The 16757-nt window shown below is 70.9% G+C and carries 10 protein-coding genes; 4 read left to right on the forward strand and 6 right to left on the reverse strand.

The genetic code is table 11. The features are described 5' to 3' along the window. Positions 1-2: 2 nt before the first annotated feature. Positions 3-575 carry a hypothetical protein gene (locus tag AC068Z_RS21865; protein WP_478557876.1) on the reverse strand — a complete coding sequence of 191 codons (573 nt, stop codon included), beginning with the start codon at positions 573-575 and terminating at the stop codon, positions 3-5. Positions 576-695: 120 nt separating this feature from the next. Between AC068Z_RS21865 and AC068Z_RS21870 the strand changes: the two genes are divergently transcribed. From AC068Z_RS21870 to AC068Z_RS21880, 3 genes are all read left to right on the forward strand, one after another. Then, positions 696-4439 (forward strand): ABC transporter ATP-binding protein, encoded by a 3744-nt coding sequence (locus AC068Z_RS21870; RefSeq protein ID WP_478557879.1) that lies wholly within the window; start codon positions 696-698, stop codon positions 4437-4439. An 82-nt stretch (positions 4440-4521) separates the two neighbouring features. Then, entirely contained in the window at positions 4522-4911 is a 390-nt protein-coding gene (locus AC068Z_RS21875; RefSeq protein WP_478557882.1) for a hypothetical protein, read from the forward strand. 134 nt (positions 4912-5045) lie between these two features. Then, positions 5046-6467: a S28 family serine protease gene (locus AC068Z_RS21880; RefSeq protein WP_478557885.1), complete on the forward strand. Its 1422-nt coding sequence runs from the start codon at positions 5046-5048 to the stop codon at positions 6465-6467. Positions 6468-6525: 58 nt separating this feature from the next. Here AC068Z_RS21880 and AC068Z_RS21885 read toward each other — a convergent pair whose 3' ends face one another. From AC068Z_RS21885 to AC068Z_RS21905, 5 genes are all read right to left on the reverse strand, one after another. Beyond that, positions 6526-10623: an nSTAND1 domain-containing NTPase gene (locus AC068Z_RS21885; protein ID WP_478557888.1), complete on the reverse strand. Its 4098-nt coding sequence runs from the start codon at positions 10621-10623 to the stop codon at positions 6526-6528. After that, positions 10620-10958 carry a CU044_2847 family protein gene (locus tag AC068Z_RS21890; protein WP_478557891.1) on the reverse strand — a complete coding sequence of 113 codons (339 nt, stop codon included), beginning with the start codon at positions 10956-10958 and terminating at the stop codon, positions 10620-10622. Before AC068Z_RS21890 ends, AC068Z_RS21885 begins: the two co-directional genes overlap by 4 nt. 71 nt (positions 10959-11029) lie before the next feature. Further along, on the reverse strand, positions 11030-11653 hold the full coding sequence (locus AC068Z_RS21895; protein WP_478557894.1) for a hypothetical protein: 624 nt from the start codon (positions 11651-11653) through the stop codon (positions 11030-11032). A gap of 151 nt (positions 11654-11804) precedes the next feature. Continuing rightward, positions 11805-13538 carry a glycoside hydrolase family 3 protein gene (locus tag AC068Z_RS21900; protein WP_478558622.1) on the reverse strand — a complete coding sequence of 578 codons (1734 nt, stop codon included), beginning with the start codon at positions 13536-13538 and terminating at the stop codon, positions 11805-11807. Positions 13539-13974: 436 nt separating this feature from the next. Further along, entirely contained in the window at positions 13975-14622 is a 648-nt protein-coding gene (locus AC068Z_RS21905; RefSeq protein WP_478558625.1) for a LysE family translocator, read from the reverse strand. Positions 14623-14764: 142 nt separating this feature from the next. On the opposite strand from AC068Z_RS21905, the gene AC068Z_RS21910 reads away from it, so the two are divergent. Beyond that, entirely contained in the window at positions 14765-16102 is a 1338-nt protein-coding gene (locus tag AC068Z_RS21910; RefSeq protein WP_478557897.1) for an aminotransferase-like domain-containing protein, read from the forward strand. Positions 16103-16757 lie beyond the last annotated feature (655 nt).

Here is a 16757-nt window from a genome sequence, read left to right on the forward strand (position 1 = left end):
GCTCAGTGGTCCGGCCTCTCGTACTCGTCGACGGTCCCGTCGCCGTCCTTGTCGTGCGTGTAGTCGTAGGCGTCGCCGTACGTGTCCGTGTACCGCACGCACCTGCCCTCGGCCCGCAGCTCGGGCTCGTCGCTGTACCAGTCCAGGTGGAAGGTGACCTCGATGCCGTCGTCGAGGGTGGTGGCGATGCCGTTCTCGACCTTGCGCACCTCGCGCCCCTCCGCACGCCAGGTCGCCGCCAGGGCCTTCACCGCGGCCCGGAAGTCCGCCCTGCTCGCGTACTCCATGTTCCAGCTGTAGACCGGCCGGTCCCGGGTGACGTCGCCCTCGTCCCAGCCGAAGTCGTCCACGCAGGAGGTGCTCGCCTCCTGGCTGGGGTACGGGGCGTCCACCGGCGCGGGCGACAGGGCGAGGTACACGTCCGTGCCCGCCTGCGTGGTCGCCCGGACGTGCTCGCGGAACTCGTCGGTCGTGCGCACCGGGCCGCCCTCGATCGCCTCGCACCCCTTGGCGAGCAGCGCGAACAGCAGCACGAGAGCGACGGCGGCGGTGACGAGCACGGTGTTCTTCCTCATGCCGATGATCAAAGCGCGGCCGGGAGCGCGGCGGCACCGACCTGCTACTCAGGGGTCATGGGCGCTGATGCTCATCCGATACCCGTCCCGGGATGAAATCCGGGCCCGAACACGTTGGGGATGTCCGTGGACGATCACACGGGGAGGCCGGACGTGGCAGCGCGGCAGGGTTGGGCGCGGAGACTGTGGGGGTACGCCTGGCGCTACCCGAAGGACGTCGTCCTCGCCCTCGGGTCCTCCCTGGCCGGTATGGCCGTCATGGCCCTGGTGCCGTTGATCACCAAGGTGATCCTCGACGACGTGATCGGCGACAAGAGCCGGGGCATGGCGCTGTGGGCGGGACTGCTGATCGCCTCGGCGGTCGTCGTGTACGTCCTCACCTACGTCCGGCGCTACTACGGCGGCCGGCTCGCCCTCGACGTCCAGCACGATCTGCGGACCGAGATGTACGACACGATCACCCGGCTCGACGGGCGGCGGCAGGACGAGCTGTCCACCGGGCAGGTCGTCGGCCGGGCGACGAGTGACCTCCAGCTGATCCAGGGCCTGCTCTTCATGCTCCCGATGACCATCGGGAACTTCGCCCTGTTCCTGATCTCCCTGGTGGTCATGGCCTGGCTGTCGCTGCCGCTCACCCTCGTCGCGCTGGCGGTCGCGCCCGCGCTGTGGTGGATCGCCAGGCGCAGCCGCGCCAAGCTGCACCCCGCCACCTGGTACGCGCAGGCCCAGGCGGCGGCCGTCGCGGGCGTCGTCGACGGCGCCGTCACCGGGGTCCGGGTGGTCAAGGGCTTCGGGCAGGAGGACCAGGAGACCGGCAAGCTGCGGGACGTCAGCCGGCGGCTCTTCGCCGGGCGGCTGCGGACCATCCGGTTCAACTCCAAGTACACCCCGGCCCTCCAGGCCGTCCCCGCCCTCGGCCAGGTCGCGATGCTCGCCGTCGGCGGCTGGCTCGCCGTACGCGGACACATCACGCTCGGCACGTTCGTCGCCTTCTCCACCTACCTCGCCCAGCTCGTCGGCCCGGTCCGGATGCTCGCCGTGGTCCTCACGGTCGCCCAGCAGGCCCGCGCGGGCACCGAGCGCGTCCTGGAGCTGATCGACACCGAGCCGTCGCTGAAGGACGGCACCAAGGAGCTGCCCGCCGACGCCCCGGCGACGGTCGAGTTCGACGACGTGTCGTTCGGCTATGAGGACGGCCGCCCGGTCCTCGACGGCCTGAGCTTCGAGATCCGCCCCGGCGAGACCCTGGCGGTCGTCGGCTCCTCCGGCTCCGGCAAGTCCACCGTCTCGCTGCTGCTGCCGCGCTTCTACGACGTCACCCACGGCGCCGTCCTCATCGGCGGCCACGACGTCCGCGAGCTGACCCTGGACTCGCTGCGCGCCGCGATCGGCCTGGTCCCCGAGGACTCCTTCCTCTTCTCCGACACCGTCCTCAGCAACATCGCATACGGCCGCCCCGACGCCACCCGGGAACAGATCGAGCAGGCCGCCCGCGCCGCCCAGGCGGACCGTTTCATCCGGGAACTCCCCGAGGGCTACGACACCAAGGTCGGCGAGCACGGCCTGACCCTCTCCGGCGGCCAGCGCCAGCGCGTGGCCCTGGCCCGCGCCATCCTCACCGACCCCCGCCTGCTGGTCCTCGACGACGCCACCTCCGCCGTGGACGCGCGCGTGGAGCACGAGATCCACGAGGCCCTCGCCCAGGTCATGGAGGGCCGTACGACCCTCCTCATCGCCCACCGCCGCTCCACCCTGAACCTCGCCGACCGCATCGCCGTCCTCGACGGCGGCCGGCTCGCCGACCTCGGCACGCACGAGGAGCTCCAGCAGCGCTCGGCCCTCTACCGGCGCCTGCTCACCGACCCCGACGAGCTGGGCGGCGTCTCTCCCGGACACACCCCGAAGGCACTGCCGCAGGACGAGGACACGACCGTACGGGCCGAACTGGACGCCGAGTTCGACGCCGAGCGCGGGATCACGCCCCGGCTGTGGGCGGGCGAGCGCACCCCGCGCGACACCGCGATGGACGGGGCCCCCGCCACCCCCGAACTCCTCGCCGAGGTGGACGCGCTGCCCCCGGCGAAGGACGTCCCCGAGATCGACGAGGCCCGAGCGGTCACTCCCGAGGAGTCGTACGGCCTGCGCAGGCTCCTGCGCGGCTTCGGGCTGCCCCTGCTGGTGAGCCTCGCCCTGGTGGCCGTGGACGCGGGCACCGGACTGCTGCTGCCCGTGCTGATCCGGCACGGCATCGACAGCGGGGTCACCGAGGCGGCCCTCGGCGCCGTCTGGGCGGCCTCGCTGCTCGCCCTGCTGGCGGTGACCGTGCAGTGGTCGGCCCAGGTCGGCGAGACCCTGATGACCGGGCGGACCGGCGAGCGGGTCCTGTACGCGCTCCGCCTGAAGATCTTCGCCCAGCTCCAGCGGCTCGGACTCGACTACTACGAGCGCGAGCTGACCGGCCGGATCATGACGCGGATGACGACGGACGTCGACGCCCTGTCGACCTTCCTCCAGACGGGCCTGGTCACCGCGTTCGTCTCGGTGGTCACCTTCTTCGGCATCATGGGCGCCCTGCTGGTGATCGACCTCGAGCTGGCGCTGGTCGTCTTCGCGACGCTGCCGCCGCTGATCGTCGCCACCTGGTTCTTCCGCCGGGCGAGCGTGAAGGCGTACGAACTGGCCCGTGAGCGGGTGTCGGTGGTCAACGCCGACCTCCAGGAGTCGGTCTCCGGGCTGCGGATCGTGCAGGCCTTCCGGCGCGAGAAGGACGGCGGCGCGCGGTTCGCCGGACGCAGCGACAGCTACCGGCAGGCTCGCATAAAGGGCCAGTGGCTGATCTCGGTCTACTTCCCCTTCGTGCAGTTCCTGTCGTCGGCGGCCGTGGCGGCGGTGCTGATCGTGGGCGCGGGCCGGATCGACGACGCGACGCTGACGACCGGCGCGCTGGTGGCGTACCTGCTCTACATCGACCTGTTCTTCGCCCCGGTCCAGCAGCTCTCGCAGGTCTTCGACGGTTACCAGCAGGCGTCGGTGTCGCTGGGCCGGATCCAGGAGCTGCTCCGGGAACCGACGTCGACGAAGTCCGCCGACGAGCCGCTCGACGTGCTGTCGCTGCGCGGCGAGATCGCCTTCGAGGACGTGCACTTCGCCTACGGCGGTGACGAGGAGGCGCTGACCGCCGTGGACCTGCGCATCCCCGCGGGCCAGACGGTCGCCTTCGTCGGCGAGACCGGGGCCGGCAAGTCGACGCTCGTGAAGCTGGTGGCCCGCTTCTACGACCCGACCGCCGGCCGGGTCACCGTCGACGGCACCGATCTGCGCGCCCTGGACATGACGGCGTACCGGCACCGGCTCGGCGTCGTCCCGCAGGAGGCGTACCTCTTCCAGGGCACCGTCCGCGACGCCATCGCCTACGGCCGCCCCGAGGCGACGGACGCCGAGGTCGAGGCGGCGGCCCGCGCGGTCGGCGCCCACGAGATGATCGCCACCCTGGACGGCGGCTACCTCCACGAGGTCGCCGAGCGCGGCCGCAACCTCTCGGCCGGCCAGCGCCAGCTGATCGCCCTGGCCCGCGCCGAACTCGTCGACCCCGACATCCTGCTCCTGGACGAGGCGACGGCCGCGCTGGACCTGGCGACGGAGGCGCAGGTCAATCAGGCCACCGACCGCATCGCGGGCCGCCGTACGACACTCGTCGTGGCCCACCGCCTGACCACGGCCGCCCGCGCGGACCGGGTCGTGGTGATGGCCCACGGCAGGGTGGCGGAGGACGGCACGCACGAGGAGCTGCTGGCCCTCGGCGGGCGGTACGCCGAACTGTGGCGGACTTTCGTCGGTGAGCCGGTCGGTGTAGAGCTGGCGTGACGGTCGGCACGCAACCGTCCGGCGTACGCCAGGCGTCCGTACACCAGTACGCTCATCGCCGGGGTACGGGGAGGACGACGCAGTGGACAGTGGTGCGATACGCCGACGGCTCGCGGTCGGCCTGGCCGTACTGACCGCGTCCGGGCTGCTGGCGGTCGCGGCGCCCGGCGAGGCGCAGGCCGCCGGCACCTCGTGCGCGGGCCGCAAGGTCCGCACGGTGCCGTTCTCCACGGGCGCCGTGCACGTCTACAAGTCCGGCGGACAGGTCTGCGCGGTCACCGTGGCCAAGCGTCCCGGCCCGTTGCGCACGATGGCGGTCAGCGTGCAGGCGCGGGGCCATCACCCGGTGGCGTACAAGGGCAAGCACCGCCGCAAGTCCCGCACGGTGACGGTGTACGCGGGGCATCGCTGCGTGAAGGTGACGGGAAGGGTGGCCGGGGGCTCGGTGGCATCGGGTTGGATCCTGTGCTGAGACGACCTTCGCCTTGCCCCTCTCTGATTGTCTCCGTTCCCTTGCGAACCGGCCTTTTTCGGTAAGTCCCCTGGTGTGATCGTCAGTTGCTCCGATAGCTTCCGGGCGCACATCTGACTCACAGGGGAGGGTGCATGCGCAAGGCGCTCAGATGGCTGCTGGCGCTCACGGTGCTCATAGGCACGTTGAGCACGGCAGGGTCGGCCACCGCCGCCCAGCCGGAGGCCACCACCGACATCAAGGACCGGTTGCTCGCGATACCGGGCATGAGCCTGATCGAGGAGAAGCCGTACCCCGGCTACCGCTTCTTCGTCCTCAACTACACGCAGCCGGTGGACCACCGGCACCCGTCGAAGGGCACGTTCCAGCAGCGGATCACCATGCTGCACAAGGACGTCAGCCGCCCGACGGTCTTCTACACCGGCGGCTACAACGTCTCCACGACCCCGAGCCGGCGCGAGCCGACGCAGATCGTGGACGGCAACCAGATCTCCATGGAGTACCGCTACTTCACCCCGTCCCGGCCGGCTCCGGCGGACTGGAAGAAGCTGGACATCTGGCAGGCGGCGAGCGACCAGCACCGCATCTTCAAGGCGCTCAAGCCGATCTACGGCAAGAAGTGGCTGTCGACGGGCGGTTCGAAGGGCGGCATGACCGCCACGTACTACGAGCGCTTCTACCCGCGTGACATGGACGGCGTCGTGGCCTACGTGGCCCCCAACGACGTGGTGAACAGGGAGGACTCGGCGTACGACGAGTTCTTCGCCCACGTCGGTACCAAGGAGTGCCGCGACCGCCTGAACGGCGTCCAGCGCGAGGCGCTGGTGCGCCGGGAGCCGCTGGAGCAGCGGTACGCGGCGTACGCGGCGGAGAACGAGTACACCTTCAACACGGTCGGCAGCCTGGACAAGGCGTACGAGGCGACGGTCCTCGACTACGTCTGGGGCTTCTGGCAGTACAGCCTGCTGTCGGACTGCGACACGATCCCGGCGGACGCGAAGAACGCGACGGACGACGAGATCTGGACGTCGATCGACACGATCGCGGGCTTCAGCTTCTACACCGACCAGGGCCTGGAGCCGTACACGCCGTACTACTACCAGGCGGGTACGCAGCTGGGCGCGCCGACGATCGTCTTCCCGCACATCGAGAAGAAGTACATCCGCTACGGCTACCTGCCCCCGCGCTACTTCGTCCCGCGGGACATCGAGATGAAGTTCCAGCCGTGGGTGATGCGGGACGTGGACACCTGGGTCCGCCACAACGCGACGCGCATGCTCTTCGTCTACGGCGAGAACGACCCGTGGGGCGCGGAACCCTTCCACCTGGGCAAGGGCGCCCGTGACTCCTACGTCTTCACGGCCCCCGGCGCGAACCACGGCGCACGGGTGGCGGGCCTGGTCGACTCCGAGCGGGCCCTGGCCACGGCCCGGATCCTGGAGTGGGCGGGCGTCGCCCCGACGTCGGTCCAGTCGAACCCGTCCTCGGCGAAGCCACTGGCGAAGTTCGACGCGAAGCTGGACAAGCGGGGGGTTGAGCGGACGCTGCGTCCGTAACGTGCCGGAGGTTCGTGTGTGAGTCGGCGGCGGGTTCTGGATGGGCCCGCCGCCGGGTTCATGGGCAGACAGAAGCGTCGGAATTCCCGCGGAGGTAGGCCTTGCGTTCGTCCTGCGTGAGGTCGCGGTCGAAGGTACGGCAGATCTGCTCGATTGCCTTGTCGGGCTCGGGGGAGGTGACCACGTTCCACTGGCGCGCTGTTCCGTCGTTGCTCGCCGTGGCAAGAGTGCGGCCGTCGGGGCTGAACGCCAAGTGGTTTACGCCACTGAGGCTTCCGAGGAGGGTCATGCGGGGTTTCGCCGTGGTTGCGTCCCACAACCGTACGGTTCCGTCTGCGCTGCCAGTGGCGAGGATGTTGCTACGAGGGTGGAATGCCACCGCGTTGACGGACCCGGCGTGCCTTGTCAGTGTGGTGATCGACTGGCCAGTGGCTGTCTCCCACAGGCGGACGGTTCCATCCTCGCTTGCGGTGGCGACCGTGTCGCCGTCTGCGCTGAATGCCACTGACCACACTGGGCGGTTGTGTCCGGCAAGGGTCGTGAGGAGATTTCCGCGACGGTCCCAAAGCCTCGCGGTCGAGTCGTAACCGGCCGTGGCGAGGAGCCGGTTGTCAGGGCTGAACGTCATGTCGAGCACCGCGTCAGTGTGTGCGTCGACGGGGGTGACTGCCCTGCCGGTGGCCGCGTCTCGCAGGATGAGCGTCCCGTCCTCACCTCCGGTGGCGAGTGCCTTGCCGTCACGGCTGTAGGCCACCGAACGCACCGGAGAGGCGTGATCTTTCAGCGGGGGCCGACTTTTCCCCGTCTTCGCGTCCCACAGCCGAACGGATTCATCGTCGCTGCCGGTTGCGACCATTTCGCCGTCAGGATGGAAGGCCACCGAGTTCACCGGTGCTGTGTGTCCGCCGAGTTCCTTGCCGGGTTTCCCAGTGGCTGAGTTCCACAGACGGGCGGAGTTGTCGTCGCTGGCGGTGGCGATGGTCTGGCCGTCGGGGCTGAACGCCAGTAGCCACACCGACCCGGTGTGTCCCCGCAGAACGGTGCGGTTGTCACCGGCGGCTGCGTCCCACAGGCGTACTGTCGTGTCGCGACTGGCGCTGGCGAGCGTTTTGTTGTCCCGGCTGAACGCCAGCGAGAGGACCTCGTTGGCGTGACCGGCAAAAATGACTCCTGGTGCGCGGGTGGACGTGTCCCACAGTTGTACGAAGCGATCAGTAGCGGTGGCGAAGGTCTTGCTGTCCGGGCTGAAGGCGATCAGCTGGGCGTAGTTCGGCAGCAGGCCCTGGCTCTCACCGGTGGACGGATCTCTCAGATGGGCGTCGTACCCGTCAGCGGTGGCAAAGACGTCGCCGTCCGGGCTGAAAACCACCGACGTCACCGGCTGTTCGTGCTCCTCAAGCGTTTCTACTTGTGTGCCGTCAGCCGCGTTCCACAGGCGGACTGTTTTGTCGTCGCCGCCGGTGGCGATGATGCGGCCGTTGGGGTGGAACGCCACGGTCCTCACATGGCCTGTGTGCCCTTTGAGTGTTGTCGTGTGTTTCCCCGTGGCCGTGTTCCACAGGCGGACGGTGTTGTCGTCACTGGCTGTGGCGAGGATGTGGCCCTTGGGGTGGAACGCCACGGCCCTGACCTGATCGGTGTGGCCCCCAAGGTTCAACCGATGGGTCCCGCCGGCCGCATTCCACAGGCGGACGACGCGGTCGGCACCGGCGGTGGCGAGAGTGCCACCGTCCGGGCTGAACGCCACCGCGTTCAACGCATTGTCATGCGCGGTGAATCGCCGGAGGGTCTTCATCGTGGTGGCGTCCCGCAGTCGGACGGTGTTGTCGGCACCGGCGCTCGCGATGAGGTGACCGACCGGACTGTAGGCGACCGCACGCACCTCATCGGTGTGCCCCGACATGCGGCGGTGCGTCGGCAGGGCGGCGGCGCTGCTCAGGGTGTCCACGGCTTCAGCGGTATGGCTGATGCGGTATGCCTTGACCGCCAGCAGCGCGGCGAGCTCGGGATCGGTGCCGAGGAGTTCGTTGGACTGCGCCGCCAGCTCGCGCGACAGCGCCCTCTCCTTCGCATTCCCCACCCTGACCGACTGCCACAGCGCACCCCCCGCCGCCAACAGCGCGAGGACCAGCAACCCGCTCAGTACCCCGATGGTCACCCGGTTCCGTCGGACCGACGCCCGCTGGCGGTCCTGGCTCGCCTTCAGGAACTCCTCGATGTCGTTCGGCAGTCGCCGCTCCTCGGACAGTTCGAGGGCCTCTGCCAGGGCCGCTCCTTCGAGCAGGTCCCAGCGGGACTGGCGTTCCCGGGTGCGGTTGAGCCATTGGTTGAAACGGGTGTCCTGGTCCACCCACTTCTTCAGCGCACCCCAGTCACGGATCAGCGCCTCATGGATCAGTTCCGCGACCGGTTCGCTGGGAGGGGCCCCGGGATGCGGCGGAGTGCGGAGCGTCGTGATGATGCGGCGTCGGGCCAGTGCCGCGATGACCGCGTCCACGTCAGCGCCCTCATCCCTGTCACCAGGGTCCGCCGCCAGAACTCGCAGTTCGTCCAGCGGCACCTGCGTGCGTACCGCCGTCGCGCTGTGGCGCGGGTCCACCGGGTGCACCAGGGACGTCAACGCCCGGCGCGCGATCACCTGTTGCTCGGGGGACAGTTCGTCCAAGGCGTTGTCGCACCATGTGGTGACGCTGCCGCTGACCTCCCCGATGCGTGAGTACGCCTCGTGGGTGAGGTAGCCGTCCTGGCGCCGTTCCCACAACTGCTGGAGCGTCATCTCCAGCAGCGGCAGCACGGTGACGGGCGCCTGGTGGGTGATCGCCGCCGCTGGGGTGATGTTCAGTACGTCATCGATGATCCGGTCCGGCAGCCCCGGCTGGAGCCGCAGCCCCACGTTCACCGCCGGCAGGACGATGATGTCGTGCAGGTCCTGTTTGGTCAGGGTGCCCGGCACGTTGAGCAACCCCGGCATCGCCGCGTCCAGCAGACGAGGCGCCAGCGCCGCCAGCTGCGGATAGAAGTCGTCCCGCATGATCAGGATCACGGTGATCTTCGTGTAGGCGTCCGCCGCCGACGTGACCTCGTCGATGGCCTCCAGCAGCTTCCGCAGCCGCCCGTTGGTGCTCTGCACCAGCAGTTCCTCGAACTGGTCGATGACCAGCAGCACCCGCTGGAAGCCCGGTTCGGCCGCCAGCCTCGCGTTCACCGCCGCCGTGATGCCCTCACTGCCCGCCCCGGGCAGCCCTGCCCGCTCGATCTCCGCGAGCATGTCCTGCCGGGGCCGGGCCAGCACCGGCAGCCAACGGTCGCTGCCCGGCAGCTCCCCTTTCGCCAATTCGCTCAGCACGCCCGCCTGGATCAGCGACGACTTGCCCGATCCCGAAGGACCGAGCAGCAAGGTCAGGCGGCGCTGTTGGGCCAGGTTGGCCACCACCTGACTCACCGCCTCCGAGCGGCCCTTGAACCACTGGGCGTGCTCGGCCGTGAAGGGCTCCAGGCCCCGGTACGGGCACACATCGCGCTCGGTCAGCTCCGGGAGGATCTCCCGCAGGACCTCGGTGGGTGTGGCGTACGCGATGTTCAGGCCACGCAGGTTCGCGTCGGCTCCCGTGATCGCGGTGACCATGCCGACCACCAGGCCGTTCTCCTCGTCGAGAACCGGCCCGCCGCTGAACCCCGTGGTCAGGTCATTGGCGCCGGTCAGCTGCAGCAGCGGTCCCCGGCCGTCCGAGGACCGCAGCACACCGGCGACCTTCCCGACGCCCCAGTGCCCCTCCACCGGAGCCTGCGTGGGGAAGCCGAACGTCCGCACATCGTGGCCCCGGCGGCCCTCCGCGGCGCCGAGCGGCAGGACACACGCCCCGGTCGGCACGGCGGTCAGCCTGATGAAGGCCACGTCCTCCGCCTCGGACGCCCGCCACAACTCGGCCAGGACGGTTCCCTCGAGCCCGTCGGTGCCCACCACCCGCGGGAAGGCCAGGCCTACCGACGCCCCCGGACCGAACCCGGCCGCCTCGACGACATGCGCACATGTGACCACCAAGTCCTCGGCCACCAGGAACCCCGTACCGGCCACCCGGCCGTCAGCGGTGAGGATCTGGGCCACCGCCATCGGCAGGTCGGAAGTCAGGCCCGACGGGAGGCTGTCGCCGTTCATGGGGAGTCACCGCCGTCAGGGACTTCGTTCCTCCAGGCCACCGTCACCTTCAGATGGCACCCCGCCTGGCTCTTCGTGATCACGGCCCCCGCCTCGAAGGCGAGGTCCACGCCGAACTCGACGACGATCTCGTCGGGGCGGGCCTTGCGGAGGGACACGAGTGCGGCTCGGGCCGCCGCCGTGACCGGCTCCAGGGCCCCTTCCAGCGTCGCCGGCAGCTCCCGTACCGTGTCGCCGATCCGGCCCGCCTTCACCGGCCCCGCGTCCGGCGGGCCCGGCTCCTCCACCAGCAGCCAGCCCCCGCCCTCCAGAGGTATCCGCTTCAGAGAGGTCACGACGCCACTGTTCATGAAGCTGGCATATGCCGCATGCCGGAGGGGGCCGTTCGCGTGGCCCTCTCAGGCGCTCAGAGCGGTCTCGCGCAGCCCACCGGGCGTTCGCCGCCCAGCTGTACGTACAGCGCCGTCGACACCGGGCAGTCGGTGCGTTTCGCTACCGCCTTCACCACCTTGTACTGCGGCTTCTTCTCGTCCTTGCCGTCGCAGGACGTCTCGCGGACCTGGCGGCCGCCCGTGTTGTAGACGCAGTCGCCGACGATCGTGCGGGGGCCGCCGCCCGCGCCCGGGTCGCCGGGGTGGGGCGGGGTGAGGTTGCGCATGCAGGCGTAGCCCTGGGGGACCGCGCCGTCGCCGTCCTCGTCCGAGGGGCTCTGTTCGCTGATGTGCAGGACGAAGTCCGTGGTGCCGGGGCAGGGCGGGCCGTCGCCGACGGCGCCGTCGAAGCGGGCCACCACCCTCGCCGCCGCCCGTTCCCCGCCGCACGGCACTTCCGTGAAGCTCGTCGTGCCGAAGGAACTGCACTCGTCGACCCCGAGGAACACCGTGCCGTACCCCGAGGGGCGGGCCTGTGGCGGGGTCGCCGACGCCACCACGCTGCCGCGGCCGTCCTCCTCCGCGCCCCCCTCCGACTGGCAGGCCGTCAACAGCGCCGCCGCCAGCACCACCGCCCCCACGGCATGTCTCCCACGCATCGCACTCCCCCCAGAGCCCCCAGGTCCAGCGTGGCCCGCCGCAGCGGGCGCACGCCAGACGCACGGGGCGCTTTGGGCCCTTTGGGGGTGGTGCGCCCGGGCGGTGGCGTACCAGGCGCTACGCCCGATGCGGCAGTCCAGTCCGTGAGGCCTACGCCGGATACGACAGACCGTGCCCCACCGGATACAGCACCCGGCTCGGGTCGTCCGCCCGCTGCACCGGCACCGGCAGCTTGCCGCGCGGATTCACCGCGCCCGCGATCAGCCGTGCCGCCGCCCGCAGTTCCACGTCGGTCCAGGAGTACGAGGCCAGGTAGCCCTGGACGGCGGGCAGCTGCGCCACGTCGTACGGGTTGCGGATCGCCACCGCCACCACCGGCTTCCCGAGCGCCAGCAACTGCGCCACCAGCGTCTTCTGGCTGCTGGTCGCCGTGACGTTGTACGTCCCCACCACCACCGCGTCCACGTCCCGCGCCGCCGCGACCGCTCGCTCGATCGTCGCGGCGGACGGTGCCGTTCCGGTGGACAGCGGGGTCGCCGTGAAGCCGAGTCCGGTCAGCGCGGTGGCCAGGACCCCGGTCGGCGGGCCCGTCGTGCCGGAGGGGGATGCCGGGTCCGCGCCCACCACCAGGAGCCTCGGCGTCGCGGCGGGGGACAGCGGCAGCAGGGCGCCCTCGTTCACCAGCAGGGTCGTCGAGTTCTCGGCGATGCGGTCGGCCGCCGCCAGGTGGTCCGGGATGCCCACCGCGCGGTCCACGCCCCGGTGACTGACGTACGGGTGGCCGAAGAGCCCCAGCTTCGCCTTCAGCCGCAGCACCCGCAGGATCGACTCGTCCAGCCGCGCCTCGGTCAGCTCGCCGTCCCGCACCGCGTTCAGTACGGCGTTCCAGGCGACGTCCAGGTTCGGCGGGTTCAGGAGCTGGTCCACGCCCGCCTTCAGCGCCAGCACCGGGACCCGGTCGTCGCCGTACTTGGTGCGGACGCCCTCCATGCCGAGCGAGTCGGTGACCACGACCCCGTCGTAGCCCAGCTCCTCGCGCAGGATGCCGGTGAGGATCGGGTGGGAGAGGGTGGCCGGGTCGCCGGAGTCGTCCAGCGCCGGGACCATGATGTGCGCGGTCATGATGGAGTCGATGCCCGCCTCGATCGCCGCCCGGAAGGGGGGCGCGTCCAGCGCGTCCCACTGCGCGCGGGTGTGCGTGATGACCGGGAAGCCGTAGTGGCTGTCGACGGCCGTGTCGCCGTGCCCGGGGAAGTGCTTGGCGGTCGCCGCGACCGAGGAGCGCTGGTAGCCGACGACCTCGGCGGCGACGAGACGGGACACCGCGGCCGGGTCGGAGCCGAAGGAGCGCACGCCGATGACCGGGTTGGCCGGGTTGACGTTGACGTCGGCCACGGGGGAGTAGTCCTGCCGGATGCCGAGGGCGCGCAGTTCCTTTCCGGCGATCCGGCCGAGGGTGCGGGCGTCGGAGCGCGAGCCGCTCGCGCCGACGGCCATCGCGCCCGGGAAGAGGGTGGCGGGCTTGCCCACGCGGGCGACTATGCCGTGCTCCTGGTCGGTGGAGACCAGGACGGGAAGTCCGCGCGGCAGCTCCAGGGACGCCTTCTGGATGCCGTTGGAGAGGTCGGCGATCTGGTGCGGGTTGCGGGTGTTGTGGGCCCAGGCGAAGTAGATGATGCCGCCGACGCGGTACTTGGCGAGCAGTTCGGCGGCCGTGCGGACGCCGATCTCCGTGAGGTTGGCGTCGATGTCGGCCTGGTCGGGTGCGGTGGCGGAATGGCCGTAGACCCGCATCACGAACAGCTGGCCGACCTTTTCCTCGAGCGTCATACGGGAGATGAGGGAGCGGAGCTTCTTGTCGTCCGCGTATGCGGTGCCGCCCATCGCGAGGGCGGCGGTGACTCCCGCTGTCGCGGCGAGGACGGTGCGTCTGGAGGGCACGTGCGCTCCTTCCGGAGGTGATCCGCTGAAGAGACTTCAGAGGGGTTCCGCTGAAAGAAACTTCCGAGGAGTCACCAATATCCGGGAAGTTTCTGCCAGTCAAGAGAGTGCACAGTAACCCGGTGAAGGCGCGCGGCCGGGGAATGAGGGCCGCCATCGGCGCTGTTGGAGGGGGGCGCGCCGATGACGGCGGGCTGTCGGCCGCGGCACGGCGGAGAGGGTGGTCAGCGTTCGCAGCCAGCAGCGAGGCCGACACCGCACCGTGGTGACTCTCCGACAGCTTGCGAGTTGGACGGGCGGTGGCGAAGGCGGGTTCCCGCCTCCGCGCGGAATCCCGGAAGTTGGGGCGCCGGAGCCGCAGGGGGCGGCTGCGGCGCCGTCAGCTCGCCCGTGCCGGTCCCGAGGTGTCCACGGCCAGGGACACGGCGAGTCCCCCGAGCACCGTGCCCATCACATAGCGCTGCACCCGCAGCCAGCCGGGACGGCGGGCGAGGAACACGGCGATGGTTCCGGCGGCCAGCACGATGGAGAGGTTGACCGTCACGGCGACCACGATCTGCACCGAGCCCAGCACCAGTCCCTGGAGCAGTACATGACCCGCCTCCAGATCGATGAACTGCGGGATCAGGGACAGGTACATGATGGCGATCTTCGGGTTGAGCAGATTCGTCACCAGGCCCATCGTGAAGAGCCGGCGCGGTGAGTCGGGGGCCACGTCCTTCGGTGCGAACACCGAGATCCCGCCCGGCTTCAGCGCGCTCCAGGCGAGCCAGCCGAGGTAGCAGGCGCCGGCCAGCTTCACCGCGACGTACAGCTCGGGCACCGCGTAGAAGACGACCGAGAGGCCGAGGTTCGCGGCCGTCAGATAGACGAGGAAGCCGACGGCGACCCCGCCGAGCGAGATCACCCCGGCGCGGCGGCCCTGGGTGATGCTGCGGGAGACGAGATACAGCATGTTCGGGCCCGGTGTGAGCACCATGCCCAGGGCCACGACGAACACGCCGAGGACTCCGCTCGGATCGACGATCATGACGACTCCCCGTGTGGTCGCGGTATGCACTGACCAGTAATGCACTGACCTTAAGTCTGGTCATTGCCTCGATGCAATGGCGATATTGCCCTCGGTGCAATCCTGTGGTTGGGTGTCAGGGACCGAGAGAGGAGCCGCCGTGCGGGACTACCGGAGCGTCGCCGACGAGGTGGCCGCCGAGATCAGGGCGGGTGCGCTCAAGCCGGGCGACCGGCTCCCCCCGCAGCGCGCCTTCGCCCGGCGGTACGGCATCGCCAACTCCACGGCCACCCGCGTCTACCAGGAACTCGGCCGCCGCGGACTGACCGTCGGGGAGGTCGGCCGCGGCACGTTCGTCCGTGCCGCCGCCCCCGTCGACGCGCCCGCCCTCGGGGAACCCGCGGGCAGCCGGATCGACCTGGAGTTCAACTACCCGGTCGTGCCCGAGCAGTCGGCCCTGCTCGCCACCGGCCTGGAGGGCCTGCTGCGCGCCGACGTCTTCCAGGACGCCCTGCGCCCGGTCGGCCCGGCGGGGCACCCCGGCGCCCGGGAGGCCGCCGCCGATCTGCTCACCCGGGGCGGCTGGCGTCCCGATCCGGCGCGGGTGCTGTTCGCCGGGAACGGCCGCCAGGCGCTGTCCGCCGTCTTCGCCGCCCTGGTCCCGCCCGGCGCCCGGCTCGGCGTCGAGGAGCTGACGTACCCCGTGGTGAAGGCCATCGCCGGGCGGCTCGGCATCACCCTCGTCCCGCTCGCCATGGACGACGACGGACTCGTGCCGGAAGCGGTCGCCGAGGCGCATCGGGCGGGCCCGCTCCACGCGGTCTACGCCCAGCCGGTGGTCCACAACCCGCTGTCCCTGACCATGCCCGCGGCCCGCCGGGAGCAGTTGGCCGAGCTGCTGCGACGGCTGGACCTGCCCCTGGTCGAGGACACCATCTGGGCCTTCCTGCACGACGAACTGCCGCCGCTCGCCGCCCTGGTGCCGGAGCGGACGGTCCTTGTCGACAGCCTCTCCAAGCGCATCGCCCCCGGCCTGTCCCTGGGTTTCGTGGTCGCCCCGGCCCCGCTGCTCGGCGATCTCACCTCCGCCGTGCGCTCCGGGGGCTGGACGGCCCAGCGCTTCAACCTGGAGGCGGCGACCCGCTGGCAGCGCGAGGGGGTCGTCCACCGACTCGTGCGGGCCAAGCAGCGGGACGCGGCCGTACGGCAGGACATCGCGGCCCGGCAGCTGTCCGGGTTCGCGCTGCGCACCGATCCGCGCTCGTACCACTGCTGGTGGCGGCTGCCGAAGCCGTGGCGCGCCGACACCTTAGTGGCCGCGGCGGCCCGCTACGGCATCGGCGTACCGCCCGCCGCCGCGTTCACCGTGGGCGACGCCCACGCCCCGAACGCGATCCGCGTCGGCCTCGCGACCCCACGCCCGGAGGACCTGACGACGTCCCTGGCGACCCTCGCGGCCCTGGCCCGCTCCACCCCTGACGACCTGGCCACGGACTGACCCTCCAGGAACGCAGACGTCCCAAGGGACGCGAGGTCCTGCGCGACCACCCACAACGGCGCCGCGGACGACCGATGGCGCGCGCGAGAACTTCGAGGGGGTTCACGGACTGACCCTCCGGTGCCCGGAGGCGCCGTCAGGGGCGCGGGGAACTGCGCGACCAGCCACAGCGGCGCCGCGGACGACCGATGGGCGTGATGCGGCAAGTCAAGCGGAGGGTCACGGCCAGCCCCTCGGTGCCCGGAGGCGCCGTCAGGGGCGCGGGGAACTGCGCGACCAGCCACGGCGGCGCCGCGGGCGACCGATGGGCGTGGTGCGGCAGGTCGAGCGGAGGGTCACGGCCAGCCCTTCCGGTGCCCGGAGGCGCCGTCAGGGGCGCGGGGAACTGCGCGACCAGCGACGACGGCGCCGCGGGCGACCGGTGGGCGTGGTGCGGCAGGTCGAGCGGAGGGTCACGGCCGGCCCCTCCGGTGCCCGGAGGCGCCGTCAGGGGCGCGGGGAACTGCGCGACCAGCCACAGCGGCGCCGCAGACGACGATGGCGTGGTGCGGCAAAGCGGCGGACTGTCGGCGTCCGCCCCCCGGCGACATGACCACCGACTGACGATCCGTGGTCCATCTCGTGGACGAGGGGACACCGGACGCGGCCGGCGCGC

The organism is Streptomyces sp. NPDC043726 (assembly GCF_056436565.1).

Coding starts and splice junctions, on each gene's coding strand:
- AC068Z_RS21865 (WP_478557876.1), bottom strand. CDS start 575: ATGAGGAAGAACACCGTGCTCGTCACCGCCGCCGTCGCTCTCGTGCTG.
- AC068Z_RS21885 (WP_478557888.1), bottom strand. CDS start 10,623: ATGAACGGCGACAGCCTCCCGTCGGGCCTGACTTCCGACCTGCCGATG.
- AC068Z_RS21880 (WP_478557885.1), top strand. CDS start 5,046: ATGCGCAAGGCGCTCAGATGGCTGCTGGCGCTCACGGTGCTCATAGGC.
- AC068Z_RS21900 (WP_478558622.1), bottom strand. CDS start 13,538: ATGGGCGGCACCGCATACGCGGACGACAAGAAGCTCCGCTCCCTCATC.
- AC068Z_RS21895 (WP_478557894.1), bottom strand. CDS start 11,653: ATGCGTGGGAGACATGCCGTGGGGGCGGTGGTGCTGGCGGCGGCGCTG.
- AC068Z_RS21870 (WP_478557879.1), top strand. CDS start 696: ATGTCCGTGGACGATCACACGGGGAGGCCGGACGTGGCAGCGCGGCAG.